We start from the raw sequence: 26,155 nt of genomic DNA, 5'->3' as shown, positions 1-26,155 counted from the left end.
GAGGCCCCAGCCAAGACACCCGAGGAGACAAAGGATTGGCCGCAACCTTCGTCCAAGAGGAGCCGACTTCACGCTCGATGGATATCTGGGGAGCTCTCCCCGCACCCGCCGCTGAAATCACTGCCTCAATATTCGCATTAGAACATCCATTACTACCCGTTATTACGAACGGCCCATGTACGGTAACTTCAGTTTCCGGCTCTACTGTCCCGCTAAAACTCTCCGAGATATTCAAGCACAGTGCAGATGCCTGAGCGGATACCAATATCAACGCTGCAAAAGGTAATGCAATAAAACGACTCATAAGCTCACCCTACGTAGGTTGGTTAATAACTCAACGCGTACGGCTTACCCAACTTTGGCTTCGCACCATTATCTGTAATTTGCGCATAACCACAAAGTAAGACCGTGGTTAAAACGGTGCACGATTTGTTGTTCCAAGTATGCCAGTCACATCCTAAAAACAAGAAGGACCGCTCTGTCATACCAAGGAGTAGGAATTAGTCAGTTATTTCCTAGTCCCGCACCAGCGCTATGTGTGCGGCGTTGATCGTTCCCACGCTCCGCGTGGCAATGCATCCCGTGACGCTCCGCGTCACCATTGCGCAAGTGCCTGAGTTTTCGCTGAAAGCGGACGCGGAGCGTCCCGGGTGGCATCCCCACGCAGAGCGTGGGAACGATCATTGTTCTACGTTGCGTCGTTAAGAATCAAACTCCGATAATGCCCCGGATTCGACCCGCTCCACTTACGAAACGCCTTATAAAACGAGCTCGTATCGGCAAACCCCAACCGCTCGGCGATCTGGGCGAAGCTGATCTGCGGTTCAGCCAGCCACACAATCGCCAGTTCCTTGCGCACGCTGTCCTTGAGGCCCTGGTAGGTCTGGCCTTCTTCCGCCAGGCGGCGGCGCAGGGTGGATGCGGAGATACACAGGGTGGCCGCAAGGCCGTCGGTCTCCGGCCAGGTGTGTGGGGGCATGTGGCGCAGGTCATGCTTGATGCGGCTGGCAAGGCTTTGCGGGTCGCGGTATTTGACCAGGATATTCGCCGGCGCGTGGCTGAGGAAACGCTGCAATTCCTGTGGGGTTCGTTTGATCGGCAGGTCCAGGCACTCGGCGGAAAAAATCATGCGGGTGCGTGGCCGATCAAAGCGCAGGTTGTCGGAAAACATCACTTGGTAATCATCACAAAAGTCCGGCCGTGCGCAGCGCAATTCGATGGCCAGGATCGGGATGCGCCGCCCCGCCAGCCAGCAGGCGACGCCGTGGACGATCATCCAGTAAGTGAAATAGGTGAACGCGCGCTTGGGCTCGGGCTCCGGTTCGAGCAACACGATTTCCGCCAGGCTTTGTTGGCGCACCAACTGGGCAGGCAGGCGCTCAAACATCAGTGAAAGAAAATCCAGGCCGGTTTCCAGGCCGGCCACCAGGCTCGGTTGTGCCATAGCAGCACGACAGAGGAACGCCAAGCTGCCGGATTTGAGCTTGCGCGGGTCCATGCCAAAAAACTCGTCATCACTGCGCCGTGCGAGCAAACGCCACAAGCGCGCATAAGCGGTGGCGGCCACGCGTGCACCGGGCTGTTCCAGCAGCGCAGGGTCAATCCCGACTTTGCTCAACGCCTCGACGGTGGCCGCGCCCGGCGCACAGCTCTGCAGCAGGGCTTCGCGCACGAGGTGGATAGAGATGGTGTCTTTTTCCGACATGGGCTGTTAGGCAATCCGGCTGCGGTTCGGGTGGCCTGCATGATAAGGGCGGTTGCGCTTCGCCACCACCGTTCAGCCCACGTTCAGCAAAGGTCAATATTTCTTGTTTGGCAATGAGTATCATTATGTTACAACTTAGCCTCCTATCTAGTTACGCCCTGGTGCCCGATGCTTGTTCCCTTTTTAATCATGCTGCGCGAAGGCATTGAAGCGGCGTTGATCGTCGGCATCATCGCCAGCTACCTGCAACAGACCGGGCGCGGTCAATGGATGCCCGCTGTATGGATCGGTGTGTTTCTCGCAGCTGCGCTGGCCCTGCTGGTGGGCGGCGGGCTGGAACTGGTCAGTGCCGAATTCCCGCAGAAACAGCAGGAATTGTTCGAAGGCATCGTCGGACTGGTCGCGGTGGGCATTCTCAGTTCCATGGTGTTCTGGATGCGCAAGGTGGCGCGCTCGATCAAACATTCGCTGCATGCGTCCCTCGACCACGCATTGGCCGGCTCGCGGCATCAAGTCTTCGCGCTGATCGCCATGGTGTTCTTCGCCGTGGCCCGCGAAGGGTTGGAAACGGTGTTCTTTCTGCTCGCCGTGTTCCAGCAGAGCGAGGGCCCGGGTGCACCTATCGGCGCCCTGCTCGGCCTGATCCTGGCGATCATCGTCGGTTTCCTGATCTACACCGGCAGCATGCGCCTGAACCTCGGTGCGTTTTTCCGCTGGACCGGCCTGTTCATCCTCGTGGTGGCGGCCGGCATTCTCGCCAACTCGGTGCAAGCCTTGCACGAAGCGGGCGTGTGGAATCACCTGCAGACCGTGCTGTTCGATTTCAGCGCCGCGCTGCCCATGGACAGCCCGCTGGGCTCAGTGCTTGCCGGTATGTTCGGTTATCAGGAAGCGCCGACCGTCAGCACCCTCGGCGCCTATCTGATTTACCTGGTGGTGGCGCTGGTGATGTTCTTTCTGCCGTCGCCTTCGGCCAAGCCTGTCACCCCCACTTCTTCCGTCTCCAGCCAGTAAGGACCGCCTCTTGTCCAACCCAACCCCTCAACCGGTTCCGTCGTCCCGCGCGCTGCGCTGGGCCGTGGCCGGCTCGGTGGTCGTGATGATCGCCGCCGGTGGCCTGTTCTATTACGCCGCGCAGTTGGCTGCCAGCAAGCGCCAGGCCAACCAGAATGAGATCGCGGTGACCATCCACGGCCACGCTTGCGAGCCCAACGCCCTGACGGTGCCCGCCGGGCGTGCGAGTTTCCGCATCATCAACCGCTCCGACCGCGCGGTGGAATGGGAAATCCTCGACGGCGTCCTGGTCGTCGAAGAGCGGGAAAATATTGCCCCCGGCCTGAGCCAGATGATTAATGCCAATCTGCAGCCCGGCGACTACGCGATCACCTGCGGTCTGCTGAGCAACCCCCGCGGCACCTTGCATGTCACACCGACTGCGCAATCCGAGGCCCAGGCCAAGGCCAAGCCGTCGATGGTGGCGTTTATCGGGCCGCTGTCGGAGTTCCGCGTTTACCTGAGCGGCCAGGGCACTGCACTGGTGAAGGCGGTCACCGCGTTGCAACACGCGATCGATGCCGGCGACCTCGCCCAGGCCCAGGCCCTGTATGTACCGGCCCGCGAAGCCTATCAACGGTTGGCGCCGGCATCGCAACGCCTGGCCGAGCTGGACAACGCGATCAACGCCCGCGCCGATTATTTTGAAAAGCGCGAACAGGACCCGGCCTTCAGCGGCTTCCACCGCCTGGAATATAGCCTGTTTCAGCAGCGCAGCCTCGACGGCCTGGCGCCCGTCGCGCAACGGTTGGCCAACGATGTCAGCGCGCTCAAGCAGCAACTGCTGGCCCAGACCCTGCCACCGGAGCAACTGGTGAGCAGTGTGGTGCGCAACCTCAATAGCCTGGCGGATGTACGCGCCAACAGCGGTGAAGAGGAACGCTACAGCCACATCGACCTCAACGGTTTTGCCGCCAATCTGGAGGTTGCTCACAAGGTCGTCGCGCTGATGCGGCCGCTGTTGGCCAAGTCCGCCGCCGAGCTGCTCCCCACCGTCGACAGCGCCCTCGCCGCCTTTGATGCCGAACTCCAAGGCTTCAAGGTCGACAAGGGCTACGCCACCTATGACAGCGTGAACGCCGATCAGCGCAAGCAGATCGCCGACAAGGCCAAGGCCCTGGCCGCCGTACTCGATGGAATCGACCCCGCCCTTGGCCTTTCCGGCCTGCAGTGAGACGAACGCATACATGAGTGATTCAGCACAATTTGACCTCCAACGTCGCCGTGTCCTGTTCGGCATGGCCGCCACCGGCGCCGCGATTGCCGGTAGCACCCTGACCTGCCCGGCCATGGCTGCGGCCGCCGAGCAAGTCACCACCGCGCCACGCAGTGACAAGACCCAGGACCACCACGCGTTCTTCGGCAAGCACCAGAGCGGCATCGTCACCCCACGTCCCGCCTGCGGCATGCTCGTGGCGTTCGACGTATTGGCCAGTGACCGTGAAGACCTGGAGCGCCTGTTCCGCACCTTGAACGAGCGCATCGCCTTCCTGATGACCGGCGGCACCGTGCCTCAAGTCGACCCGAAACTGCCGCCCACCGACTCCGGCATCCTCGGCCCGGTGGTGACACCGGATAACCTCACCATCACGGTCTCGGTCGGTGAGTCGTTGTTCGATGAACGCTTCGGCCTCGGCGCGGCCAAGCCCAAGCGCCTGACGCGTATGGTCGGTTTCCCCAACGATGCGCTGGAACCTTCGCAGTGCCACGGCGACCTGAGCCTGCAGTTCAGCTCCAACACCCCGGACACCAACATCCACGCCCTGCGCGACATCGTAAAGAACCTGCCCGACCTGCTGCTGGTGCGCTGGAAACAGGAAGGCAGCGTACCGCCCCAGGCGCCGGCCAAACCCGGCGAGCCGGCGCAGAGTGCGCGTAACTTCCTGGGTTTTCGCGATGGTTCGGCCAACCCCAATTCCAACGACGCCAAGGCCATGGACCAGATCGTGTGGGTGCAGCCAGGCAGTGACGAACCGGCCTGGGCGGCCAACGGCAGCTACCAGGCGGTGCGCATCATCCGCAACTTCGTCGAGCGCTGGGACCGTACCCCACTGCAGGAACAGGAAAGCATCATCGGCCGCGTCAAACCCACCGGCGCGCCGATGGATGGCACCAAGGAATCCCAGGTCCCGGACTACAGCAAGGACCCGAAAGGCAAGCTGACCAAGCTCGATGCCCATATCCGCCTGGCCAACCCGCGCACTCCGCAGACCCAGGCCAACCTGATCCTGCGGCGGCCGTTCAACTACTCCAACGGCGTCAATAAAAACGGTCAGCTGGACATGGGGCTGTTGTTCATCTGTTACCAGGCTGACTTGGAGAAAGGCTTTATCAGCGTGCAAACCCGGCTCAACGGCGAGCCCCTGGAGGAATACCTCAAGCCGGTCGGCGGCGGCTATTTCTTCACCTTGCCGGGGGTCACGGGGCCCGACGATTTCATCGGGCGCACGCTGCTTGCGGCAACGCACCCTCAAACCACTGCCTCCACCTAAAACACACTCAGAGCGGATACCGTCCCATGAAGAAGTCGACCCTCGCGTTGTCGTTGCTGATGACCCTTTCGCCACTGTCCGCCTTTGCCGCCACGGCGCCGCTGGACCTGGTCGGTCCGGTGTCGGACTACAAAATCTATGTCACCGAAGAGATCGGTGAATTGGTCACCCAAACCCAGGCCTTCACCGACGCCGTGAAAAAAGGCGACCTGCCCACCGCCCGGAAACTCTATGCGCCGACCCGCGTTCATTATGAATCCATCGAGCCGATCGCCGAGCTGTTCAGCGACCTCGACGCCTCCATCGACTCACGGGTCGACGATCACGAAAAAGGCGTGAAGGCCGAAGACTTCACCGGCTTTCACCGCATCGAATACAGCCTGTTCTCCGAAAACACCACCCAAGGCCTCGACGCCCTCGCCGACAAGCTCAACAGCGACGTGCTGGACCTGAAAACCCGGGTCGACGGCCTGACCTTCCCACCGGAAAAAGTTGTCGGCGGCGCCGCAGCGCTGCTCGAAGAAGTCGCCGCCACCAAGATTTCCGGCGAGGAAGACCGCTACAGCCATACCGACCTGTACGACTTCCAGGGCAACATCGACGGCGCGAAGAAAATCGTTGACCTGTTCCGTGGCCAGATCGAGAAACAAGACAAGGCGTTCCTGGCCAAGGTCGACAAGAACTTTGCCACCGTGGACAAAATCCTGGCCAAGTACAAGACCCCGGACGGCGGTTTTCAGACCTACGACAAGGTCAAGGATAACGACCGCAAGGCCTTGGTGGGTCCGGTCAATACCTTGGCTGAAGACCTGTCGATGCTGCGCGGTAAATTGGGCCTGAACTAAGCCCCCGCGCAAAAAAAACACCCAGGCCCCGTTCGGAGCCTGGGTGTTTTTTTGCCAGGTGTTTTTACAGAATCCGGTAGAGCAACCGCTCGATGCGCACCCGGCTGACCCGGCGCAGGAACTTGCCCACCGCCACCGGGTAATCCACCAGCGTCTGCAGTTGTTGGTAGCCGGCGATGCGCGTGGTGTGTTGGAAAATATGCGCAAGCTCTTGCGCACGCGGTGCCAACCACTGGCCCTGGGGGTCGTCGATCAGCAAGGCGTTTTCCAGGTCGAGCCGGAAAGCCCTGGGGTTGAGGTTATTGCCGGTCAGCAGGGTGTAGCGCTCGTCGACCCACAGGCCTTTGAGGTGGTAGCTGTTGTCACCGTCGTGCCACAGGTGCAGGTTCAACTGGCCGCTGTCGATCATCGGCTGATGGCGCTTGGCAAAGCGGCGCAGGCTGATTTCATACAGATACGGCAACGCCGCGATCACCTTGAAGGGTTCGCTGGGCGGAATGTAGAAGTCGTTGGCGGTCTTGTCGCCGACGATGATGTCGATCTTCACCCCGCGCGCCAGGGCCCGGTTGATCTCGCGCGTCACCGGCAGCGGCAGGTTGAAGTACGGCGTGCAGATAGTCAGTTGCTGCTGGGCGCTGGCGATCAGCTCGAGGATCACCCGGCTGAGCGGGTTGTTTTTGCCGACACCGAGTAACGGGCTGACCTGCAAATGCCCATTGGGCAACTGCCCGGCGCTGGTGTCATACGCCGCATGCTTGAGGCGGCTGCGCAGGTCACCGATGTCGTTGCGCAGACTGCGGGTGGTGGGCGGGTTGGGCAGGTCGAGGCGATGCACCGCCTTGGACGCGACCAGGCCATGTTCCACCAGGTGCTGCATGGAGTCGGCCAGGGCCTGGCTGTGGATCAGGTGATAACGGTCGAAGCGGTACTTGTCGAATTTGTGCAAGTACACGTTGTTCAGGCTGGCGCCGCTGTACAGCACCGTGTCGTCGATCACAAAACCCTTGAGGTGCAGCACGCCGAACAGCTCGCGGGTTTGCACCGGCACGCCGTACACCGGCACTTCACTGGCGTGACCCTGGGTCATGGCCTGGTACCAGGCGCTATTGCCCGGCTGCTTGCCGGCGCCGATCAGGCCACGCTGGGCGCGCAGCCAGTCGACCACCACGACGATGTCCAACGCCGGCCGTGCGGCTTTGGCGGCGTGCAGTGCGTCGTAGATCTCCTGCCCCGCCTCATCCTGCTGCAAGTACAACGCAACGATGTAGATGCGCCGGGTGGCCTGGGGGATTTTTTCCAGCAGGCAACGCCGATAGGCATCGGCGCTGGGCAGCACCTCGATGGCATCGGTGGACAGCGGGAAACCGCGCAGTTTAGGCAACAGGGAGCGTTTGAAGAACGACGGCATAAGGCTCGCAATGGGTCGAATCCGAAGAGGCCCAAAGCTTACACCATGGGGGTGCTCAGGTCTCGTCGCCGCACAGGGAAAAATGCCCATTGACCGAGAAGAACGATCGTTCTACTGTCTGAGGCATGAACGATATGATTCTTAATGAAACCCGCGACATTATTCTCGACGTCACCGAGAAGTTGATTTATCGCCACGGCATCGCCGCCACCGGCATGGACTTGCTGGTGAAAACCGCCGGCGTCTCGAGAAAAAGCATTTATCGCTACTTCAGCAACAAGGATGAGCTGGTGATTGCCGCCCTGCAGCGCCGCGACGAACGCTGGATGCACTGGTTGCGCACCGAAGTGGAGCGCAGTGAGGGCAGTGGCGAGCGCCTGCTGGCGCTGTTCAGCGCGCTGAAAAGCTGGTTCGGCTCGGCGGATTTTCGCGGCTGCGCCTTTATCAATACCAGTGGCGAAACCGGCAACGCGCAAGCCCCGGTACGCCTGCTGGCCAAGGCCCACAAACAGAAACTGTTCGAGTACGCACTTGAACTGTGTCAAGCACATGGCACCCCCGACCCGGAGCGGCAGGCCGCGCAGCTGCTGATCCTGATCGATGGTGCCATTACCGTTGCCCTGGTGATGGGCGATTCAACGGCTGCCGATACTGCGCAAGCGATGGCGCGGACCCTATTGGGGCTTTGAACTACTGTCGATGCACTTTCATAACTTTTCAGGAGCCGTTCCATGTCCTCTAACCCAGAAGTCCGCCCACCGCTGCCGCCCTTTACCCGCGAGTCGGCCATTGAAAAAGTGCGCCTGGCCGAAGACGGCTGGAACTCACGCGACCCACAACGGGTGTCACTGGCTTACACGCTGGATACCCAGTGGCGCAACCGCGCCGAGTTCGCCCATAACCGCGAAGAGGCCAAGGGCTTCCTCACGCGCAAATGGGCCAAAGAGCTGGATTACCGACTGATCAAAGAACTATGGGCCTTCACCGGCAACCGCATCGCCGTGCGCTATGCCTATGAGTGGCACGATGACTCCGGTAACTGGTTTCGTTCGTACGGTAATGAAAACTGGGAGTTTGACGAAAACGGCCTAATGGCCAATCGTTTTGCCTGCATCAACGATTTGCCGATCAAAGAAAGTGAACGCAAGTTCCACTGGCCGCTGGGACGGCGTCCGGATGCTCATCCGGGGTTGTCCGAATTAAGTCTGTAGCCCGATCGTTCCCACGCTCTGCGTGGGAATGCCTCCCGGGACGCTCCGCGTCCCTAATACGCACAGGTGACGCGGAGCGTCAGGGGCTGCATTCCCACGCGGGAGCGTGGGAACGATCCGCGCGGCTGTTACTCAGTCCTGATTCAGCCCAACTCGATACAGCACCCCATCATCCTCATCCGTGAGCACATACAGATAGCCATCCGGCCCCTGCCGCACATCGCGAATCCGCGCGTTCAAATCACCCAGCAGACGTTCTTCATGGACGACCTTGTCGCCATCGAACTGCAGCCGGATCAGTTCCTTGCTGGCCAGCGCGCCGATAAATAGGTTGTGCTGCCAGGCCTTGAAACGGTCGGCGTCGTAGAACGCCATACCACTGATCGCCGGTGACTTCTCCCACACATGGTGCGGTGCCACGGTGCCTTCGGCGGTCTTGCCCTTGGCCTCGGGGATCGGCGTGAGGGAATAGTTGATGCCGTGCGTCGCCAACGGCCAGCCGTAGTTCTTGCCGCGTTCGATGATGTTGATTTCATCACCGCCCCGTGGCCCATGTTCGTTTTCCCAGATCGTCCCGCTCCAGGGGTTCAACGCCAGGCCCTGTGGGTTGCGTTGGCCGTAGGACCAGATCTCGGGGCGTACCCCAGGCTGGCCAACAAACGGGTTGTCGTCGGGCACGCGACCATCCGGATAAATGCGTACGACTTTACCTTGCAGCTTGTCCAGGTCCTGGGCGGTGGGCCGCACATTGTTTTCGCCCAGGGTCACGAACAGGTAGCCGTCACGGTCAAACGCCAGGCGCGAGCCGAAGTGGTTGCCGGTAGACAGCTTGGGCTCCTGGCGCAGGATCACCGTGAAGTCCTTCAAGCCGCTCAAGTCATCGGCCAGGCGCCCTCGCCCCACGGCGGTCCCGGCCTTGCCATCCTCGCCGCCTCCTTCGGCGTACGACAGGTAGACCATGCGGTCTTGCTTGAAGTCAGGCGACAGCACCACATCAAGCAAACCGCCCTGCCCCTTGGCCCACACCTGGGGCACGCCGGTCAACGGCGCGGACAGCTTGCCGTCCTGGCTGACAAAGCGCAGCTGGCCGGGCAATTCGGTCACCAGGAAACCTTGCCTGTCCGGCAGGAATGCCACTGCCCAGGGGCGATTCAGGCCCTTGGCGACGGGCGTCGCAGTGATGCTGCCTTGTTCACTGGGAAACTGTTGGGCATCGGCAGCTTGAACCGCAGCCATTGGCAGCAGCGTGGTTGCGCAAAGAGCGGCTAGCAGGGTTTTGCGTAGAAACATAAGACGGATCCTTACCGGCGATTGCCGTTGGCATCATAGGTGGGAGCTTTGGTTTCGGTGTTCGGGCGACTGGGCGCGGCGTCACGTTTGGGATAACTGTTGCCGATCCCGCTGTTTTCCACGGTAGGCCGAGGTTGGGTCGGCGCGGTCTGGATGCCGCGAACGGCCGGCGCATTGGGCTGGGTGCCCTGCATGCTGTTGGGGTTGGCCCGGTGGATAGGGCTGTTGTTGGAGTCGTAACGACCCGGCAGGTTCTGCGCCTGGGCCAGTGGAGCCAGGGCCAGGCTCGATGCCAGCACTGCAACCAGCGCTGCAAGATGACGCACATAACGGTTCATGACGATGCCTCTCTATGCCGAGGAGTACGTGCTTTCGATAACACGCTACCCCAGGGGTTCGTCTGGCGACATTAAATAGTTGCTCATCAGGTGTAACACGATCTGTCCGAGCATCCGCTCGCCGAAACTTTTGCCCGGGCCCACGAGTCACCAGAACACAGACTTATCTTTGTAGGAGATGCACTTATGCCCCGGGCAATCTGGAAAGGCGCCATCAGTTTCGGTTTGGTTCACATCCCGGTGTCGCTGGTGTCGGCGACGTCTGCCCAAGGCGTCGATTTTGACTGGCTGGACAAACGCAGCATGGACCCGGTGGGCTACAAGCGCATCAACAAGGCCACGGGCAAGGAAATCACCAAGGAAAATATCGTCAAGGGCGTAGCTTACGAAAAAGGCCGCTACGTGGTGCTCAGCGAAGATGAGATCCGCTCAGCCCACCCCAAGTCGACCCAGACCATCGAAATCATCGCCTTTGTCGCCAGCGACCAGATCCCCCTGCAGAACATCGATACGCCTTACTTCCTGGCCCCGGATAAACGCGGCGGCAAGGTCTACGCGCTGCTGCGCGAAACCCTGAAAAAAACCGGCAAGGTCGCCCTGGCCAATGTGGTGTTGCATACCAAGCAGCACCTTGCCGCATTGATGCCGCTGGAGTCGGCCCTGGTGCTGGTCATGCTGCGCTGGCCCGCCGAGGTGCGCAGCCTGGATGAGCTGGAGCTGGGCAGCGATGTGACCAAACCCACCCTGGCCAAGGGCGAGCTGGACATGGCCAAGCGCCTGGTGGAAGACATGAGCGCCGACTGGCAACCCGAGGAGTACCGCGACAGCTTCCAGGAAAAAATCATGGCGCTGGTGGAGAAAAAGGCCAAGGCCGGCAAGATCGAAGACGTGGAATCGACCGAAGGCAGCGAAGAGCGCAAATCGGCCGATGTGATCGACCTGACGGAACTGCTCAAGCGCAGCCTTGCGGGCAAACCTGCGGCGAAAAAACCCGCTGCGAAGAAGTCCAACAAAAAGGCCTCTTGAGCCTGCCATTGGCTGGAGAACGACATGGCAAAGCCCCTGAGCGAGTACAACCGTAAACGCGACTTTGGGATCACCGCCGAACCCGCCGGCGACTCACCGGCCGGCAAGCGCAAAGCCTCGGCCTTGAGCTTTGTGATCCAGAAGCATGACGCGCGTAACCTGCACTATGACTTTCGCCTGGAACTCGACGGCGTGCTGTTGAGCTGGGCGGTGCCAAAAGGCCCGAGCCTGGACCCGAGCCAGAAGCGCCTGGCGGTCCACGTGGAAGACCACCCACTGAGTTACGGTGGCTTCGAGGGCAGTATTCCCGCCGGCCAATACGGCGCCGGGGATGTCATCGTGTGGGACCGCGGCATCTGGCAACCCCATGACGACCCGCACAAGGCCTACGCGGCCGGCAAACTCAAATTCAGCCTGGTCGGCGAAAAACTCTCGGGGGATTGGACCCTGGTGCGCACCCGGCTCAAGGGCAGCGGCGACAAGCAACAATGGCTGCTGATCAAGGAAAATGACCAGCAGGCACGGCCCATTGCCGAATACGATATCGTCCAGGCCGAACCCGCCAGCGTGCTGAGCGACGCGGTGGTCGGCAAGCCCAAGGCCAAGGCTCAGGCAAAAACCAAAGCGGCAGCCAAGGCAGCTCCCAAGGCGAGCACGCGCAAGCGGGCCACCGCCGTGCCCGAGCAGTTCTCCCCGCAACTGGCCACCCTGGTCGATCGGGCACCCGAAGGTGACTGGCAGTACGAGATCAAGTTCGACGGTTACCGCATCCTCGCGCGCATCCAGGGAGGTGAAGTGCGCTTGTTCACCCGCAACGGGCACGACTGGACCGAGCGCCTGCCGCGTCAGGCCAAGGCTTTGCAAGCGCTCAAGCTCAAGGACAGCTGGCTGGACGGCGAGGTGGTCAGCCTCAACGGCGACGGCCTGCCGGATTTCCAGGCGTTGCAGAATGCCTTCGACATCGGCCGCAGCCTCGACATTGTCTATTACCTGTTCGACGCGCCCTTCCTGAATGGCCGCGATCAGCGCGAAGACCCGGTCGAAACGCGTCGCGCCGCGCTCAAATCCGCGCTGTCCGCCAGCAAGAGCAAGCTGCTGCGCTTCTCCGAAGCGTTTGCGGCCAACCACCACGACATTTTCGAAAGCGCCTGCGACCTGGCCCTGGAAGGCGTCATCGGCAAACGTGCCGGCAGCCCTTATGTGTCCAGGCGCAGTGACGACTGGATCAAGCTCAAATGCCGCTTGCGCCAGGAGTTCGTAATTGTCGGTTATACCCGCCCCCAAGGCTCGCGCACCGGGTTTGGCGCGCTGCTGTTGGCGGTCAACGACGACGCCGAGCTGGTATACGCCGGGCGCGTGGGCACCGGCTTCGACCAGGCATCGCTGAAAGCCATCTACACCAAGCTCACCGCGCTCGAACGCGACGACTCGCCACTGCAAAAGCCGTTGACCAGCGCCCAGGCGCGTGGCGTGCACTGGGTCGAACCGAGCCTGGTCGGCGAGGTGCAATTTGCCGAATGGACCCGTGAAGGCGTGGTGCGCCAGGCCGCGTTTGTGGGCATGCGCACCGACAAGCCCGCCGCGCAGATCATTCACGAACTGCCGCGCGCGGCCAAATCGGTCAAGGCGTCTGCGGCGAAAAAAACCGAGAAGCAGGTGAAAACCGTGAAGGACCTGAAAATCACCCACCCTGATCGCGTCATCGACAAGCAGAGCGGTACGCAAAAGCAGCAACTGGCACAGTTCTACGCCGACACCAGCGCGTGGATCCTGCCGTTCCTGCGCAACCGGCCGGTGTCGCTGCTCAGGGCGCCGGAGGGCATCGAAGGCGAACAGTTCTTCCAGAAGCACATCGAACGCATGACGATCCCCCACATCAAGCAACTGGACCAGGCCCTGGACCCCGGCCATGCACGCCTGATGGAAATAGACACTGCAGACGCCCTGGTCGGCGCCGTGCAAATGGGCACGGTCGAGCTGCACACCTGGGGCGCCACGACGGACAAGATCGAAACCCCCGACCTGTTCGTACTCGACCTCGACCCGGACCCCGCCCTGCCCTGGAAGGCCATGCTGGAAGCTGCGCAACTGACCCTCTCGGTGCTGGATGAATTGGGCTTGCAGGCCTTCGTCAAAACCAGCGGTGGCAAAGGCTTGCACCTGATCGTACCGCTGGCCCGGCGAGATGACTGGGACAACGTGAAAGCCTTCGCCAAGGCGATCGCCCAATTCATGACCCAGCAATTGCCCGAGCGCTTCACGGCCACCAGCGGCCCGAAAAACCGCGTGGGCAAAATCTTCATCGATTATCTGCGCAACGCCCGGGGCGCCAGTACGGTTGCCGCTTACTCCGTGCGGGCGCGGCCCGGCCTGCCGGTTTCGGTACCGGTCAGTCGGGAAGAGTTGAATGGATTGCGCAGTTCCCAGCAATGGACAGTCGCCAACCTGCACGAACGCTTGCAGAGTTTGCAGGGCGACCCGTGGGCCGGCTATGCCAACCGACAGAAGATCAGCAAGAAGATGTGGGACAAGCTGGGCGCGAAGCCACCGAAGTGATCCGCGCCACCGGTGGGGCTCAGATAAGGATGAAGATCAGCGCGAGGCCAGCGAAGATCGCCCACTTTTCCAGGTAGTAGCGCGTACGGTTGCGCTTTTTCAGCTCTTTGCCGCGCAACCGGATCTTGTACAAGCGGGTAAAGGCGCGGTTGAGGCCGCCGGTCTTGTCGCCTTCATCATTGGGCGAACCCGCAGCGGCCATCACATTGCGGCTGAACCAGCGGTTGAACGCGGCTGCCCAGCGGTATTTCATCGGCCGCTCGATGTCGCAGAACAGAATGATGCGGTTGTGGGTCGTGGTGTTTTCCGCGTAGTGGATATAGGTCTCGTCGAACATCACCGGCTCGCCGTCGCGCCAGTAATAGCTCTCGCCGTCCACATTGATATAGCAACCCGGATCGTTTGGGGTATCCAGCCCCAGGTGATAGCGGTAGGAGCCCGCATAGGGGTCACGGTGACGCACCAGTTTGGAGCCCGGCGGCAGCTCGGCGAACATCGCGGCCTTGATCGAGCCGATGCTTTGCACCAGTTCGGTGGTGCGCGGGCACAGCTTCATTGCCGAAGGATGACTGTCGCCGTACCACTTCAGATAGAAGCGCTTCCAGCCGGACTTGAAGAACGAGTTGAAGCCCACGTCATTGTATTGCTCCGAGCGTTTGATCTCCCCGGCGCGCATCAGGTTCTGGGCTTCCTGGCGGATCTCTTCCCAGTGCGCCTGCAACGGGCTCAGGTCCGGAAAATCGCTGGGCGACAGATAGGGGCGACTGGGTTGCTTGGAGAACAGATACAGGAAGCAGTTGATCGGCGCCAGGAACGTCGAGTGGTCGCTAAGCTGGCGGCCCAACTTGTGTCGCACCCGGCCACGCAAATGTACATACGCGATGGAGGCAACGTAGAGAGCAACAATGATGAGTTTCAAGGGATTCGTCACACGTCAGGGAGAGAACAGGCTGCTCCTGCGTGCCCACAACGGCCGAGGATGGATAAGCAGCACCTGAAATCACAATTCACATACAGGCGACACGACCGGCTGGAGGACCCTCCGATGTGTGACCATTGGCCGTTATTTAGCCATACTTTGTAACCAAAGGTTAACTAAGAATTGTGAAAAGCTGTCCACTGAGTGTGTTGGGGAGGTTGCGCAGGCGGGCCCCCAGGACCCGCCGGCCAGAGACGTCGCTACGGCTTAAAGCTGATCGTCCTTACGTTCACGGCGTGAAAAACTGCTGTCTTCCAATGCCGAATACGGTACCGCCTGACGCTGGGTAAACATGAGGTGGCGGACCAGCGCGACCATCAGCCCGAGCAGTAACCCGCCCACCAGGCTTAACGCAATGACCAGAGCTTTTTTCGGTTTGATCGGTGCCAGAGGCTCCTGGGCGCGACGGTCAATTGTCACCAGCTTCAGGTTGCTCATGTCGATGTTCAAACCACGCAACCTGGCGACTTCGGCGCGAAGCGGCTCGACGTCCTGCAGGAAGATGTCTTCATTGCCACGTTTGCGCAGCACTTCAACTTCGCGGTTGGCGTCCAACAGCTGGAGCTCCTTGCCAATTTCGGCAATACGCGGATTGGTGAAGTCATCGCTGGTGCGCTTTTGCAGCGCGGCGCGTTCGGCCTCCAGGGCCTCGGTACCCATGAAGTACAGCGGAATCTTCTGATTGTTGACTTCGGTGCGCATCACCTGGCTCGAGCCGGTTCGCGCGGAGTCGGCCATGGAGGATGGCGTGGTCGGTGTCCTGATCCCCATGGACTGAGCGATGCCGATGGCTTCAGCCAATTCCGCCAGGCGGTTGGTCCGCTCCATTTTCATCTGCAAGCGCAGGGCGCTGAGTTCGTCCTGCAATTGGGCGCGCTTGAGACGGTCCGCCTCGAGCAACTTGGCGATTTTCGATTCCTTTTCGGTGTCGTAGTTGGCTCGGGCGGCGTCGATCTTGCCCTTGAGCTCAGCCAGCCGGTTGTTCACGATCACCTTGAGGTCGGCGCCGACCTGCTGACGCTCTGCGGCAATGGCGTAGTCGACAAACCCGTTGAGAATTTTCACCCCATCAACATCGGTCGGGTACTGCAATTCCAAACGGATGTAGTTGCTCAGCGAGTCGGACTTCTTCGGGTCCGGCAGGATCAGATTGACCGAGTTCCGATTGAAGGCTTCAAAACTCTGCTCCAGGGTTTGCCCCGGTTTCTGAAACGCCTTGAACAATTCCTCGTGATCCTTGAAGAACCCAAGGCGAGCCTCGTAGGAGTCCAACTGCGCGCCCACTTTGAGCAACGCATCGGCGGGCGGCAATTTATACACTTCAGAGCGGTTCAACGCGTCCAGCTCGTTGATCGCCGCAGGCCGTAGCACGCTGCTGACCTCGTAGGTCTTGGGCGCCAGGAAGGCATACCCCGCGCCTAAAACGCCCGCCAGAACCGTACACCCCACGATCAGCTTTTTTTGTCGCCAGATGGCGTGAAACAATTCAAACAGATCAATTTCATCAGACGCTACAGCGGGCGCAGGCGGGGAAGTACGATTCAAAATAAGCACACCTTAATTAATACTAAAAGGCCATCACTCGAAGAAGCTCTAAAAGCTTCAAATCAGGGACAACGCCCTGAGCACGGCGGACCAATGGCAATCTGACTACTGAGTCTGACGAAAAATCCCGCGTATTTAAGGATTATTTCTGCTTTATGTCGATGTGTAGCCAGAAAGATATTTTGATGTGGGATTAATCACGCTACAAGCGTAGCTAATACAACATGAAAATGCTGTCAAATAGCTGTCCTATAAAGAAAAATCCTGCCACCTGAAAGCACTGGTCCTGTGCGGATACAATCCCCCTCCCCCCTTCAGCAAAAGGAAGTTGCATGTCATCCCCTTCAGTCACGGATTACCACGCCCTGCAAGGTGCCTGGGAGCAAACCGCCCTGGAAGACAATGGCGTACTCAATCCTGCCGATGCACATAGCGCGCCAGGTGCCATCACCAGGATCAGCGGGGACACGTTTGAAGTCGTCACGGTCGAGGGCGACCTCTTGCTGGCGGGGCGTTTTGTCCTGGACGCCGACACCACGCCCAAGAGCATTACCTGGGTGGACGCCATCGGCGCGGACGCCGGCAAGTCGCTACCGGCCAGCTACCGGCTCGAAGGTGATCATTTTGTATTTATCGCTGCCGATGAAGGCATGCCCCGGCCCACCGTATTCAGCACCGGCCCGGGGCAAACCATGCGCACCTTCGTACGCCGGGCATGAACGGCGCTCTTATCCGCTTTGATCACCGCATTTTCACAAGGCCTTCACTTTCAGGCCTATAGGGTGAAGCCTACCTACTCCAGTGATTCCCTTGGCCCGCCGTTATGTGCGGGCTTTTTTTTGCGCGCAGAAAAATGCCCTGGGCCAGCGCGAAACTTATCGCCAGGCGCGCAGGTCACTAGCCCAACGCGTGTCCGGCCCCTGGACAGCGCTCTGGAAGGTTGCATCGTGGCCCATCACTCAGACCTGCGCACTGCCTTGTCCCTGGACAGCCTGAATTTCTTCCTCGCGGATGTGCGCGACGGCCTGGGCCCGTACCTGGCGATTTATCTGCTGGCGGTCCATCAATGGGACCCGGCCAGCATTGGCGTGGTCATGACCCTGGCGGGCATTGCCGCGCTGATCACCCAGGGTCCGGCAGGCGCATTGATCGACCGTACCCGCAGCAAGCGCGCGGTGATCGCACTTGCCGCGCTGCTGGTCACGCTCAGTTGCCTGATGCTGCCCTTCGTCAGTTCGTTTGGCTGGGTGGCGCTGACCCAGGCCGCCAGCGCCATCGCCGCGTCGGTGTTCGCCCCGGCGATTTCCGCGATTTCCCTTGGGATTACCGGGCCGCGTGCGTTTACCCGGCGGACCGGGCGCAACGAAACCTTCAATCACGCCGGTAACGCCGTGGCCGCACTGCTGGCCGGGGGCTTGGCCTATCTGTTCGGGCCGGTGGTGGTGTTTTACCTGATGGCGTTTATGGCCGTCGCCAGTGTCATCGCGGTCGGTTGCGTGCCGGGCAAGGCGATCGACCATGAGGTGGCCCGGGGCTTCGACCCCGCGCATCACACTGACCATGAGCAGCCCTCGGGCCTGAACGTCTTGCTCGCCAACCGCCCCTTGTTGCTGTTCGCCATCTGCTGTGCGCTGTTTCACCTGGCCAATGCCGCGATGCTGCCGCTGGTCAGCCAGAAGCTGTCGCAGATCAACCTGCAGATGGCCACGCCATTGACCTCGGCCTGCATCGTCGCCGCGCAATTGGTGATGGTGCCGACGGCTATGCTGGTGGGGGCCAAGGCCGACCTCTGGGGGCGCAAGCCGCTGCTGCTGGCCGGCTTCATGATTCTGCCGTTGCGCGGCGTGCTTTATACCCTCTCCAGCGACCCCTACTGGCTGGTTGCCGTGCAGATGCTCGACGGCATCGGCGCCGGCATTTTCGGCGCGCTGTTCCCCGTGATCGTCAAGGACCTGACCCAAGGCACCGGCCGCTTCAATGTCAGCCTCGGCGCGCTGTCCACGGTATTTGGCCTGGGCGCGGCGCTGAGCAGCAGCCTGGCAGGCTTCGTGGTGCAAATGGCCGGCTACAACGCCGCCTTCCTGACCCTGGCCGGGGTGGCGGCCGTCGCTTTGCTGCTGGTAGGGCTGGCCATGCCCGAGACACTGGCAAAACCATCCTTCGCTCGCCATACACCTGTCGCCTGACATATGCGACAATGCGCGCCAAATTCCAACACACATCCCAGATTTTGCGCTCAGCGACCGGGTTTCGCGCCTCGATGTCGCTGTTGACGCATGCCTGAAGGCTCCTGCCGTCACGCTCGCAACCCATTGATAGGTAAAGTAATTGATCTCCACAGCTAACATCACCATGCAGTTCGGCGCCAAGCCGCTCTTCGAGAACGTCTCGGTCAAGTTCGGCGCCGGCAACCGCTATGGTTTGATCGGTGCCAACGGTTGCGGCAAGTCGACCTTCATGAAAATCCTCGGCGGCGACCTTGAACCGTCCGGCGGCCAGGTCATGCTCGAGCCAAACGTGCGCCTGGGCAAGCTGCGCCAGGACCAGTTCGCCTACGAAGAATTCACCGTGCTCGACACCGTGATCATGGGCCACGAAGAGCTGTGGAAGGTCAAGGCTGAACGCGACCGCATCTACTCGCTGCCGGAAATGAGCGAAGAAGATGGCATGGCCGTGGCCGAGCTGGAAACCGAGTTCGCCGAGATGGACGGCTACACCGCCGAATCCCGCGCCGGTGAGCTGTTGCTGGGCCTGGGTATTCCCCTGGAACAGCATTTCGGCCCGATGAGCGAAGTGTCGCCCGGCTGGAAGCTGCGCGTATTGCTCGCCCAGGCGCTGTTCTCCGACCCGGAAGTGCTGTTGCTCGACGAACCGACCAACCACTTGGACATCAACACTATTCGCTGGCTGGAAAACATCCTGACCCAGCGCTCCAGCCTGATGATCATCATCTCTCACGACCGTCACTTCCTGAACAGCGTGTGCACCCACATGGCTGACCTGGACTACGGCGAGCTGCGCCTGTTCCCGGGCAACTACGACGAGTACATGACCGTGGCGACCCAGTCCCGCGAGCAACTGCTGTCGGACAACGCCAAGAAGAAGGCGCAGATCTCCGAACTGCAGTCCTTCGTCAGCCGCTTCTCGGCCAACGCCTCGAAAGCCAAGCAGGCCACTTCCCGCGCCAAGGCGATCGACAAGATCCAACTGGCCGAGGTCAAGCCTTCGAGCCGTGTGAGCCCGTTCATCCGTTTCGAACAGAACAAAAAGCTGCACCGCCAGGCAGTCATGGTCGAGAAGATGGCCAAAGGTTTTGACGGCAAGCCGTTGTTCAAAGACTTCAGCTTCCAGGTTGAAGCCGGCGAGCGCGTGGCGATCATCGGCCCGAACGGCATCGGCAAGACCACCCTGCTGCGCACCCTGGTCAACGAACTGACCCCGGACGCCGGCAGCATCAAGTGGACCGACGCCGCGGAACTGGGCTACTACGCCCAGGACCATGCCCATGACTTCGAAGACGACCTCACCCTGTTCGACTGGATGGGCCAGTGGACCCAGGGCGAGCAGATGATTCGTGGCACCCTGGGCCGCATGCTGTTCTCCAACGACGAAATCCAGAAGTCGGTAAAAGTGATCTCCGGTGGTGAACAAGGCCGCATGCTGTTCGGCAAGCTGATCCTGCAAAAGCCGAACGTGCTGATCATGGACGAACCGACCAACCACTTGGACATGGAATCCATCGAAGCGCTGAACCTGGCGCTGGAGAACTATCCGGGCACGCTGATCTTCGTCAGCCACGACCGCGAGTTCGTATCGTCCCTGGCTACCCGCATCATCGAGTTGAGCGCAGACGGCGTGATCGACTTCAGCGGCACCTATGACGATTACCTGCGTAGCCAGGGTGTGGTGTTCTAAGAACAGCGCATAGCTGCCGGGCCAAACAGGTTCAAATGTGGGAGGGGGCAAGCCCCCTCCCACATTGAACAGCGCAGTGGCATCATGACCGCACCGCCCGCCAGCGAACGAGTTCACATGCCTGCCGCCCCCTCCTCCCTGTCGATCACCCTGCAGATCGTCTCCATCGTCTTCTACACGTTCATTGCCTTCATCTGCATCGGCCTGCCGATTGCGGTAATTCCAGGCTATGTGCACGAGCACTTGGGCTACAGCGCCGTGGTGGCCGGGGTCACCATTGGTTCGCAATATCTCGCCACCTTGCTCAGCCGGCCGATGGCCGGGCGCATGTCGGACAACGTCGGCACCAAGCGCGCCATTGTGCTGGGCCTGGCTGGCATCCTGATCAGTGGCGTGCTGACGTTTATCGCGGTGCTGCTGGAGGGCCTGCCGGCGCTAAGCCTGACCATCCTGATCGCCGGTCGGCTGTTGCTGGGCGTGGCCCAGGGCTTGATTGGCGTGGGCACCATCAGTTGGTGCATGGGCGCGGTCGGCACCGAACACACGGCCCGGTCGATTTCCTGGAACGGTATCGCTTCCTACGGCGCCATCGCCATTGGCGCGCCGCTGGGTGTGGTGATGGTGGCCGACTATGGCTTCGCCAGCCTGGGCCTGGCGCTGACGGGGCTGGCCGCGCTGGGCCTGGTGTTGATCCGCAACAAACCCTCGGTGCCAGTGGTGCGCGGCGAACGCCTGCCGTTCTGGGCGGTGTTCGGACGTATCGCACCGTTTGGCGCCAGCCTCTGCCTGGCTTCGATTGGCTACGGCACGCTGACCACCTTTATCACCTTGTACTACCTCAATCGCGGCTGGGCCGGCGCAGCGTACTGCCTGACGGTATTCGGCGTGTGTTTTATCGCGTCGCGCCTGGTGTTCATTTCCGCCATCAGCCGCGTGGGCGGCTTCACCGCCGCTATCGCCTGCATGCTCATCGAAACCCTGGGCCTCACCCTGCTGTGGCTGGCGCCGTCGACCGGCGTGGCGCTGATTGGCGCGGGGTTGACCGGCTTTGGCTTGTCACTGGTCTACCCGGCGCTCGGGGTCGAGGCTATCAAGCGCGTGCCAGACAGTAGCCGTGGCGCCGGGCTGAGTGCGTATGCGGTGTTTTTCGACCTGGCCCTGGCGATTGCCGGCCCGTTGATGGGCGCGGTGGCGCTGAACCTCGGCTATGGCTGGATCTTCTTCTGCGCGGCGCTGCTGTCAGTCACGGCGCTGGCACTGACCGTGCTGCTCAAGCGTCGCGCTTACTGATCGGCCGTCTGTAACCCGGCACGGGTGGCCTCGCCGAGGGTGTGACTGAAAAAGCGCCCGGCCTCGGAGACTAGGTCGCGATGGATGCCCTCACGGTCAACACCGTCGGCATCGGTGCAGATGGCCGGCATCGTCGCCAATTGGTCGCTGTCGCACGGCGCCATGAACACGAAGTGCCCTGCCCCGGCCAACAGTTTGAAGTCCGGCGGCTCCGGCAGTTTGCGCGCCAGGGCGGCGGCGTTCTTGTCCACGGCCACCAATTTGTCGCCATCGCCACTGTAGAGCAGCACCGGTACGTGCACGTCAGCCAGGGTGTGGCGACCAAACATCAGGCTCAGCGGCGCCATCAGCATCAGGGCATGGATGCGCGGGTCGGCCTGGGGCTGCAAGTCGTCACGGTCGACCACCAGTTCGCCTTTGGTGGTGCAGGCGTCACGGTCCTCCGGGCGCTGCTGGCAATAGCGGCGCAAACGCTCGAAATCCGGCTTGGCCCCCGCCAGGATCAGCGCAGTTTCACCGCCGGCCGAATAGCCGATCACGCCCACCTGGTCGATGTCGACGAAGGGCGACAGCATCGGGTCGTCCAGCGTCGCGGTGATTGCCTGGGAAATCTGGATCGGCCGGCCATACAGATTGCTCACGGTGCCCAGGCGGCTGTGATCCTTGTAGTTGTCGCCGGGGTGCAGCACCGCCACCACCACAAAGCCCTTGCGCGCCAGCGAGGTGGCCAGGTCATGCAGGGCCAGCGGCGTACCGGTATTGCCGTGAGACAGCATCAGCATCGGGAAACGGCCGATGGCAACCTTGGCGTCTTCGCCGGCAGCCACATGGTAGGCGCCCAACGTCGTGGTGTGCTCGGTGTCGGTGGAGGGGTAGAACGCAATGGCCTTCATCGGCTGCGAATCCAGCGGGTCCAGGACGCTCATGCGATGAAAGCCCACACTCCAATGGGGGTGCGGCGCAGGCGCGGCGTGCACTGAAAGCAGGCCGCCGCACAGGGAAAGAACCAAAACAGCACAGAGACGCATCATGGGGATGTCCACCTTTGCTGCGTGAGAACCGGCATGCCGTATGAAAATTCCAGGGTAGTCAACCCAAGCGTGCATAACCTGGGCCATAAATGCAAAAACTCCGTACCCCGCTCGCGCTCAGGCGAACAGAATACAGAGTTTAGACGCCCGGCTTCAGATTGAAACCGGCCGCGACGAACATTTACACAAGCCTTACGCAGCGGCGAACAAGTGCTCGCTGATCAGCACGTTGGCGTCGCTCAAGGCTTTGCTGCGCACTTCGTCGCCGTAGGCCAGGCCTTCAGCACGTACGATTTCGATATCAGTGATGCCGAGAAAGCCGAACAGCAACTTCAAGTAGCCTTCATGGGCGGCACCGGACGCCTGGCCGGCATGCAGGCCGCCGGCGGTGGAGACGATGATGACTTTCTTGTTGCCGCACAGGCCTTCAGGGCCGGCTTCGGTGTAGCGGAAGGTCTGGCCGGCAACGGCGATGCGGTCGATCCAGGCTTTGAGCTGGGTCGGGATGGTGAAGTTGTACATCGGTGCACCTAGCACCACGGCATCGGCGGCGAGGAATTCAGCCAGCGACGATGCGCTCAGTTCGGCTTCATGCTTTTGCGCGGCATCGCGCAGTTCGGCAGCGGTGCCCAACGCACCCAGGGTGGCGCCGGAAAAATGGTTGATGCCTTCGCTGGCGAGGTCACGGTAAGTCACTTCCACGCCCGGCTCGGCGGCCTGCCATGCCTTGACCACGCCGGCGCTGAGCTGACGGGAAGCGGAGTTGTCGCCGAGGATGCTGGAATCGATATGCAACAGTTTCATGGTGGATCTCCGAGGGTGGGATCGACAGGGGCGATCAGATGGTGTTGATGCTACGCATCCAACCAATAGTCGATAAGCCATCTGGAATGCGATAGATTGTCCCACTGACAGGACAATAGGCTGACCATGCAAGACCTCAACGACCTCTACTATTTCGCCAAAGTCGTCGAAGCCGGCGGTTTCGCCGCCGCCGGCCGCCTGCTGGGAATTCCCAAATCGCGCCTGTCGCGGCGCATTGCCGAGCTGGAGGAACGCCTGGGCGCGCGCCTGCTGCAACGCACCACCCGGCAACTGACCCTGACCGCCGTCGGCGAGCGCTACCTGCGCCACTGCCAGGCGATGTTGCTGGAAGCGGAGATGGCCGATGAGGCCGTGGCCAGCATGTCCACCGAGCCCCGTGGGCGTCTGCGGGTGACTTGCCCGGTCGGCCTGGCCCAACAGATCCTGCCGGAACTGGTGGCCGGCTTTCTCGCCGCCCACCCGCTGGTGCAACTGGACATGACCCTGGTCAACCGCCGCGTCGACCTGGTGGGCGAAGGGATCGACGTAGCCTTGCGCGTGCGCGAACTGGGCGACGAAGACCCGTTGCTGGTCACCAAACGCCTGCGCCAGGCACACACAGTGCTGGTGGCCAGCCCGGCACTGCTGCGTGATCGGCAGGTCGACAGCCTGGACGACCTCAGGCAATTACCGATAATGGGCGCACTCGAGGCGGACCGCATGGTGCACCAGCGCATCATCGACCCGCAGGGCAACGCTCACGAGCTGGTCATGGAGGCGCGCCTGGGCATCGAAGACTTTATCGTACGCAAGACCAGCGCCCTCATGGGCGTGGGCTTCACGGTGCTGCCGATGATGTATTGCGAAGAGGAACTGGCCAGTGGCCGACTGGTGCAGCTGCTGCCGCAATGGTCGTTGCCCGGCGGCTGGTTGCAGGCCGTGTACCCGCACCGGCGCGGCGTGCTGCCGGCCATTCGCGCCTGGATCGACTACCTGGAAGAAGGTTTCAAAGGCTGTGGAGATCGCCTGCTATGAGCATGACCGAAGCGCAAGTCGCGCAATTCTGTCTGAGCCTGCCGGGCGCACGCGAGGACTACAAATGGGGCGGCGTACGGGTGTTCTCGATTGCCGGCAACAAGATGTTCGCGCTGCAGAACCTGCGCGGCGACTCGCTGGCGTTCAAGGTCGACAAGGAACTGTTCCTCGGCCACGTCGACCGCCCAGGCATCCACCCGGCGCCGTACCTGGCACGCGCGCAATGGATCATCATGAACACGCCCTACCCGCTGGCGCCCGAGGAACTGCGTGGTTTGTTGCAGCGCTCCCACCAACTGGTGGTGAGCAAGTTGCCCAAGCGCACGCAGGTGGGGTTGTTGCTATAGAACCGACAGCAGCGTGCCGCCGAGAAACAGCTGGTCCAGCCAGAACACCTGGTGCAGCAGCACGATCACCCAGAACAGCACCTGGTAAGACACCTTGCGCGTCTTGTGCCGGAACACTTGCTGGGCGATCAACGCCCCCGGCCAACCGCCCGCCAGCTCGACGGCGTGCAGGATGTTTTCCGGGATGCGCCGGCCCTCGGTCTGGGCCTTGCGCTTGTCACTCCAGTACAGAAAGAACGCCACCACGCTGACCACCCCGTAGGCCGCCAACGGCATGACCGTCTCGCCGCGCTGCCACAGCAGCGCCGCACCCAGCAGCGGCGCGGCGCACAGCACTAGCAGGACCAACGCCTTCAGGCGCGGATGCTGAATGTTCATGGCTTGACGGCGGTCCAGTCGATCCAGCCGAATTGCCAGGTCGCCAGGATCACCAGGCCGAACGCGATCCGGTACCAGGCAAAGGCCGCGTAGCTGTGGTTGGCGATAAACTTGAGCAGGCCCTTGACCGCGATCATCGCGAAGATGAACGAGGTGACAAAGCCGATAGCGAATACCGGCAGGTCCGCCGGCTGGAACAGGTCGCGGTATTTGTAGCCCGAGTACAGCGCTGCACCGACCATGGTCGGCATGGCCAGGAAGAATGAAAACTCGGTGGCGGTCTTGCGCGACAGGCCGAACAGCAGGCCGCCGATAATCGTCGCACCGGAGCGCGAAGTGCCTGGGATCATGGCCAGGCACTGGGCGACGCCGACCTTGAGCGCGTCTTTCCAGGTGATGTCGTCCACGGTTTCGGCATGGACGGCATGTTGGCGGCGTTCAGCCCACAACATGACCACGCCGCCCACCACCAGGGCCGTGGCCACGGTGATCGGGTTGAACAGGTAATGCTTGATCAGGTCAGCGAAAATCACCCCCAGCACCACCGCCGGCAACACGGCAATGATCAGGTTCACGGTGAAGCGCTGGGCGTTGCGCTGAGTGGGCAAGCCGATGACCACGTCGAGGATCTTGCGGCGAAATTCCCAGACCACGGCCAGGATCGCGCCCAGCTGGATAATGATATTGAATGCCTCGAAACGCTCGCCGCCGAAGTTGATCAGGTCGGCGACGATGATCTGGTGGCCGGTGCTGGAGATCGGCAGGAACTCCGTCAGCCCCTCGACCACGCCAAGAATCAATGCCTGTATGGCAGTCCAAAAATCCATGCTTTCTCCAAAGGTCACGCGCCTGGCATGCCTCTTATGTTTTTTAAGTTCACTGACAACGAGCGCGCTGCAGCGCCCGG

General features: G+C 61.4%; 24 protein-coding genes. 14 read left to right on the top strand and 10 right to left on the bottom strand.

The window, feature by feature from the left end:
• Nucleotides 1-688: 688 nt before the first annotated feature.
• On the bottom strand, nt 689-1,705 hold the full coding sequence (locus C4J84_RS12235) for an AraC family transcriptional regulator (protein ID WP_124370628.1): 1,017 nt from the start codon (nt 1,703-1,705) through the stop codon (nt 689-691).
• A gap of 168 nt (nt 1,706-1,873) precedes the next feature.
• On the opposite strand from C4J84_RS12235, the gene efeU reads away from it, so the two are divergent.
• Genes efeU through efeO (C4J84_RS12215) form a run of 4 tightly spaced genes read left to right on the top strand, consistent with a single transcriptional unit; the run spans nt 1,874 to nt 6,095 of the window.
• Entirely contained in the window at nt 1,874-2,719 is an 846-nt protein-coding gene (gene efeU / locus C4J84_RS12230) for an iron uptake transporter permease EfeU (RefSeq protein WP_124370627.1), read from the top strand.
• A 10-nt stretch (nt 2,720-2,729) separates the two neighbouring features.
• Nucleotides 2,730-3,932, top strand: a complete 1,203-nt coding sequence (gene efeO, locus C4J84_RS12225; RefSeq protein WP_124370626.1) for an iron uptake system protein EfeO — start codon at nt 2,730-2,732, stop codon at nt 3,930-3,932.
• A 13-nt stretch (nt 3,933-3,945) separates the two neighbouring features.
• Nucleotides 3,946-5,250, top strand: a complete 1,305-nt coding sequence (gene efeB / locus C4J84_RS12220; RefSeq protein WP_124370625.1) for an iron uptake transporter deferrochelatase/peroxidase subunit — start codon at nt 3,946-3,948, stop codon at nt 5,248-5,250.
• A 26-nt stretch (nt 5,251-5,276) separates the two neighbouring features.
• On the top strand, nt 5,277-6,095 hold the full coding sequence (gene efeO / locus C4J84_RS12215) for an iron uptake system protein EfeO (RefSeq protein ID WP_124370624.1): 819 nt from the start codon (nt 5,277-5,279) through the stop codon (nt 6,093-6,095).
• Nucleotides 6,096-6,159: 64 nt separating this feature from the next.
• Here the strand turns inward: efeO (C4J84_RS12215) and pssA are convergent, their stop codons facing one another.
• Nucleotides 6,160-7,503, bottom strand: a complete 1,344-nt coding sequence (pssA, locus tag C4J84_RS12210; RefSeq protein WP_124370623.1) for a CDP-diacylglycerol--serine O-phosphatidyltransferase — start codon at nt 7,501-7,503, stop codon at nt 6,160-6,162.
• Between the two features lie 125 nt (nt 7,504-7,628).
• Between pssA and C4J84_RS12205 the strand changes: the two genes are divergently transcribed.
• Nucleotides 7,629-8,192, top strand: a complete 564-nt coding sequence (locus C4J84_RS12205; protein WP_124370622.1) for a TetR/AcrR family transcriptional regulator — start codon at nt 7,629-7,631, stop codon at nt 8,190-8,192.
• A gap of 42 nt (nt 8,193-8,234) precedes the next feature.
• The gene (locus C4J84_RS12200; protein ID WP_124370621.1) at nt 8,235-8,714 is read left to right on the top strand and encodes a nuclear transport factor 2 family protein; all 480 of its coding nucleotides are present in this window, start codon (nt 8,235-8,237) and stop codon (nt 8,712-8,714) included.
• A 132-nt stretch (nt 8,715-8,846) separates the two neighbouring features.
• Here C4J84_RS12200 and C4J84_RS12195 read toward each other — a convergent pair whose 3' ends face one another.
• Together C4J84_RS12195 and C4J84_RS12190 are read right to left on the bottom strand one after the other, a co-directional pair.
• Nucleotides 8,847-10,004 (bottom strand): PQQ-dependent sugar dehydrogenase, encoded by a 1,158-nt coding sequence (locus C4J84_RS12195; RefSeq protein WP_124370620.1) that lies wholly within the window; start codon nt 10,002-10,004, stop codon nt 8,847-8,849.
• A gap of 11 nt (nt 10,005-10,015) precedes the next feature.
• Nucleotides 10,016-10,342 carry a hypothetical protein gene (locus C4J84_RS12190; RefSeq protein WP_124370619.1) on the bottom strand — a complete coding sequence of 109 codons (327 nt, stop codon included), beginning with the start codon at nt 10,340-10,342 and terminating at the stop codon, nt 10,016-10,018.
• Between the two features lie 186 nt (nt 10,343-10,528).
• On the opposite strand from C4J84_RS12190, the gene C4J84_RS12185 reads away from it, so the two are divergent.
• Together C4J84_RS12185 and ligD are read left to right on the top strand one after the other, a co-directional pair.
• Nucleotides 10,529-11,368, top strand: a complete 840-nt coding sequence (locus tag C4J84_RS12185; RefSeq protein ID WP_124362743.1) for a Ku protein — start codon at nt 10,529-10,531, stop codon at nt 11,366-11,368.
• 24 nt (nt 11,369-11,392) lie between these two features.
• Nucleotides 11,393-13,924, top strand: coding sequence for a DNA ligase D (ligD, locus tag C4J84_RS12180; protein WP_124370618.1), 2,532 nt, complete (start codon nt 11,393-11,395; stop codon nt 13,922-13,924).
• A gap of 19 nt (nt 13,925-13,943) precedes the next feature.
• Here the strand turns inward: ligD and lpxO are convergent, their stop codons facing one another.
• Nucleotides 13,944-14,843, bottom strand: a complete 900-nt coding sequence (gene lpxO, locus C4J84_RS12175; RefSeq protein ID WP_124370617.1) for a lipid A hydroxylase LpxO — start codon at nt 14,841-14,843, stop codon at nt 13,944-13,946.
• A 267-nt stretch (nt 14,844-15,110) separates the two neighbouring features.
• Nucleotides 15,111-16,448, bottom strand: a complete 1,338-nt coding sequence (locus tag C4J84_RS12170; RefSeq protein WP_124366938.1) for a Wzz/FepE/Etk N-terminal domain-containing protein — start codon at nt 16,446-16,448, stop codon at nt 15,111-15,113.
• 332 nt (nt 16,449-16,780) lie between these two features.
• Here C4J84_RS12170 and C4J84_RS12165 point away from each other — a divergent pair, with 332 nt between their 5' ends.
• The 4 genes from C4J84_RS12165 to C4J84_RS12150 all read left to right on the top strand — a co-directional run bounded on the left by C4J84_RS12165 (nt 16,781) and on the right by C4J84_RS12150 (nt 21,653).
• The gene (locus tag C4J84_RS12165; RefSeq protein ID WP_124362739.1) at nt 16,781-17,167 is read left to right on the top strand and encodes a TIGR03067 domain-containing protein; all 387 of its coding nucleotides are present in this window, start codon (nt 16,781-16,783) and stop codon (nt 17,165-17,167) included.
• A 228-nt stretch (nt 17,168-17,395) separates the two neighbouring features.
• Entirely contained in the window at nt 17,396-18,634 is a 1,239-nt protein-coding gene (locus C4J84_RS12160; protein WP_124370616.1) for an MFS transporter, read from the top strand.
• Nucleotides 18,635-18,776: 142 nt separating this feature from the next.
• On the top strand, nt 18,777-20,363 hold the full coding sequence (locus C4J84_RS12155) for an ABC-F family ATPase (protein ID WP_124362737.1): 1,587 nt from the start codon (nt 18,777-18,779) through the stop codon (nt 20,361-20,363).
• Nucleotides 20,364-20,480: 117 nt separating this feature from the next.
• Nucleotides 20,481-21,653 (top strand): MFS transporter, encoded by a 1,173-nt coding sequence (locus C4J84_RS12150; RefSeq protein ID WP_124370615.1) that lies wholly within the window; start codon nt 20,481-20,483, stop codon nt 21,651-21,653.
• Here the strand turns inward: C4J84_RS12150 and C4J84_RS12145 are convergent.
• On the bottom strand, nt 21,647-22,684 hold the full coding sequence (locus C4J84_RS12145) for a dienelactone hydrolase (RefSeq protein ID WP_124366929.1): 1,038 nt from the start codon (nt 22,682-22,684) through the stop codon (nt 21,647-21,649). The genes C4J84_RS12150 and C4J84_RS12145 overlap by 7 nt on opposite strands.
• Nucleotides 22,685-22,876: 192 nt before the next feature.
• Nucleotides 22,877-23,488: an FMN-dependent NADH-azoreductase gene (locus C4J84_RS12140; protein WP_124370614.1), complete on the bottom strand. Its 612-nt coding sequence runs from the start codon at nt 23,486-23,488 to the stop codon at nt 22,877-22,879.
• Nucleotides 23,489-23,614: 126 nt separating this feature from the next.
• Here C4J84_RS12140 and C4J84_RS12135 point away from each other — a divergent pair, with 126 nt between their 5' ends.
• Both C4J84_RS12135 and C4J84_RS12130 read left to right on the top strand, forming a co-directional pair.
• Nucleotides 23,615-24,523, top strand: coding sequence for a LysR substrate-binding domain-containing protein (locus tag C4J84_RS12135; protein WP_124362733.1), 909 nt, complete (start codon nt 23,615-23,617; stop codon nt 24,521-24,523).
• Nucleotides 24,520-24,870, top strand: a complete 351-nt coding sequence (locus C4J84_RS12130) for an MmcQ/YjbR family DNA-binding protein (RefSeq protein ID WP_124362732.1) — start codon at nt 24,520-24,522, stop codon at nt 24,868-24,870. Before C4J84_RS12135 ends, C4J84_RS12130 begins: the two co-directional genes overlap by 4 nt.
• On the opposite strand, the gene C4J84_RS12125 is transcribed toward C4J84_RS12130, so the two are convergent.
• On the bottom strand, nt 24,865-25,248 hold the full coding sequence (locus C4J84_RS12125; RefSeq protein WP_124370613.1) for a DUF1294 domain-containing protein: 384 nt from the start codon (nt 25,246-25,248) through the stop codon (nt 24,865-24,867). The two genes, C4J84_RS12130 and C4J84_RS12125, sit on opposite strands and share 6 nt — an antisense overlap.
• Entirely contained in the window at nt 25,245-26,075 is an 831-nt protein-coding gene (locus C4J84_RS12120) for an undecaprenyl-diphosphate phosphatase (RefSeq protein ID WP_124362730.1), read from the bottom strand. Before C4J84_RS12120 ends, C4J84_RS12125 begins: the two co-directional genes overlap by 4 nt.
• Between the last annotated feature and the right edge of the window lie 80 nt (nt 26,076-26,155).

Source organism: Pseudomonas sp. R11-23-07 (assembly GCF_003852295.1).
GTDB lineage: Bacteria > Pseudomonadota > Gammaproteobacteria > Pseudomonadales > Pseudomonadaceae > Aquipseudomonas.
The sequence above is the reverse complement of the archived record's forward strand: the minus strand, read 5'-3'. Positions and strand labels throughout refer to the sequence as shown.

What these genes read in the sequence shown, in the direction of transcription:
- C4J84_RS12235 (WP_124370628.1), bottom strand. Translation starts at nt 1,705, where the DNA reads ATGTCGGAAAAAGACACCATCTCTATCCACCTCGTGCGCGAAGCCCTG.
- efeU (WP_124370627.1), top strand. Translation starts at nt 1,874, where the DNA reads ATGCTTGTTCCCTTTTTAATCATGCTGCGCGAAGGCATTGAAGCGGCG.
- efeB (WP_124370625.1), top strand. Translation starts at nt 3,946, where the DNA reads ATGAGTGATTCAGCACAATTTGACCTCCAACGTCGCCGTGTCCTGTTC.
- efeO (WP_124370624.1), top strand. Translation starts at nt 5,277, where the DNA reads ATGAAGAAGTCGACCCTCGCGTTGTCGTTGCTGATGACCCTTTCGCCA.
- pssA (WP_124370623.1), bottom strand. Translation starts at nt 7,503, where the DNA reads ATGCCGTCGTTCTTCAAACGCTCCCTGTTGCCTAAACTGCGCGGTTTC.
- C4J84_RS12205 (WP_124370622.1), top strand. Translation starts at nt 7,629, where the DNA reads ATGAACGATATGATTCTTAATGAAACCCGCGACATTATTCTCGACGTC.
- C4J84_RS12200 (WP_124370621.1), top strand. Translation starts at nt 8,235, where the DNA reads ATGTCCTCTAACCCAGAAGTCCGCCCACCGCTGCCGCCCTTTACCCGC.
- C4J84_RS12195 (WP_124370620.1), bottom strand. Translation starts at nt 10,004, where the DNA reads ATGTTTCTACGCAAAACCCTGCTAGCCGCTCTTTGCGCAACCACGCTG.
- C4J84_RS12190 (WP_124370619.1), bottom strand. Translation starts at nt 10,342, where the DNA reads ATGAACCGTTATGTGCGTCATCTTGCAGCGCTGGTTGCAGTGCTGGCA.
- C4J84_RS12185 (WP_124362743.1), top strand. Translation starts at nt 10,529, where the DNA reads ATGCCCCGGGCAATCTGGAAAGGCGCCATCAGTTTCGGTTTGGTTCAC.
- ligD (WP_124370618.1), top strand. Translation starts at nt 11,393, where the DNA reads ATGGCAAAGCCCCTGAGCGAGTACAACCGTAAACGCGACTTTGGGATC.
- C4J84_RS12165 (WP_124362739.1), top strand. Translation starts at nt 16,781, where the DNA reads ATGTCATCCCCTTCAGTCACGGATTACCACGCCCTGCAAGGTGCCTGG.
- C4J84_RS12150 (WP_124370615.1), top strand. Translation starts at nt 20,481, where the DNA reads ATGCCTGCCGCCCCCTCCTCCCTGTCGATCACCCTGCAGATCGTCTCC.
- C4J84_RS12145 (WP_124366929.1), bottom strand. Translation starts at nt 22,684, where the DNA reads ATGATGCGTCTCTGTGCTGTTTTGGTTCTTTCCCTGTGCGGCGGCCTG.
- C4J84_RS12140 (WP_124370614.1), bottom strand. Translation starts at nt 23,488, where the DNA reads ATGAAACTGTTGCATATCGATTCCAGCATCCTCGGCGACAACTCCGCT.
- C4J84_RS12135 (WP_124362733.1), top strand. Translation starts at nt 23,615, where the DNA reads ATGCAAGACCTCAACGACCTCTACTATTTCGCCAAAGTCGTCGAAGCC.
- C4J84_RS12130 (WP_124362732.1), top strand. Translation starts at nt 24,520, where the DNA reads ATGAGCATGACCGAAGCGCAAGTCGCGCAATTCTGTCTGAGCCTGCCG.
- C4J84_RS12125 (WP_124370613.1), bottom strand. Translation starts at nt 25,248, where the DNA reads ATGAACATTCAGCATCCGCGCCTGAAGGCGTTGGTCCTGCTAGTGCTG.
- C4J84_RS12120 (WP_124362730.1), bottom strand. Translation starts at nt 26,075, where the DNA reads ATGGATTTTTGGACTGCCATACAGGCATTGATTCTTGGCGTGGTCGAG.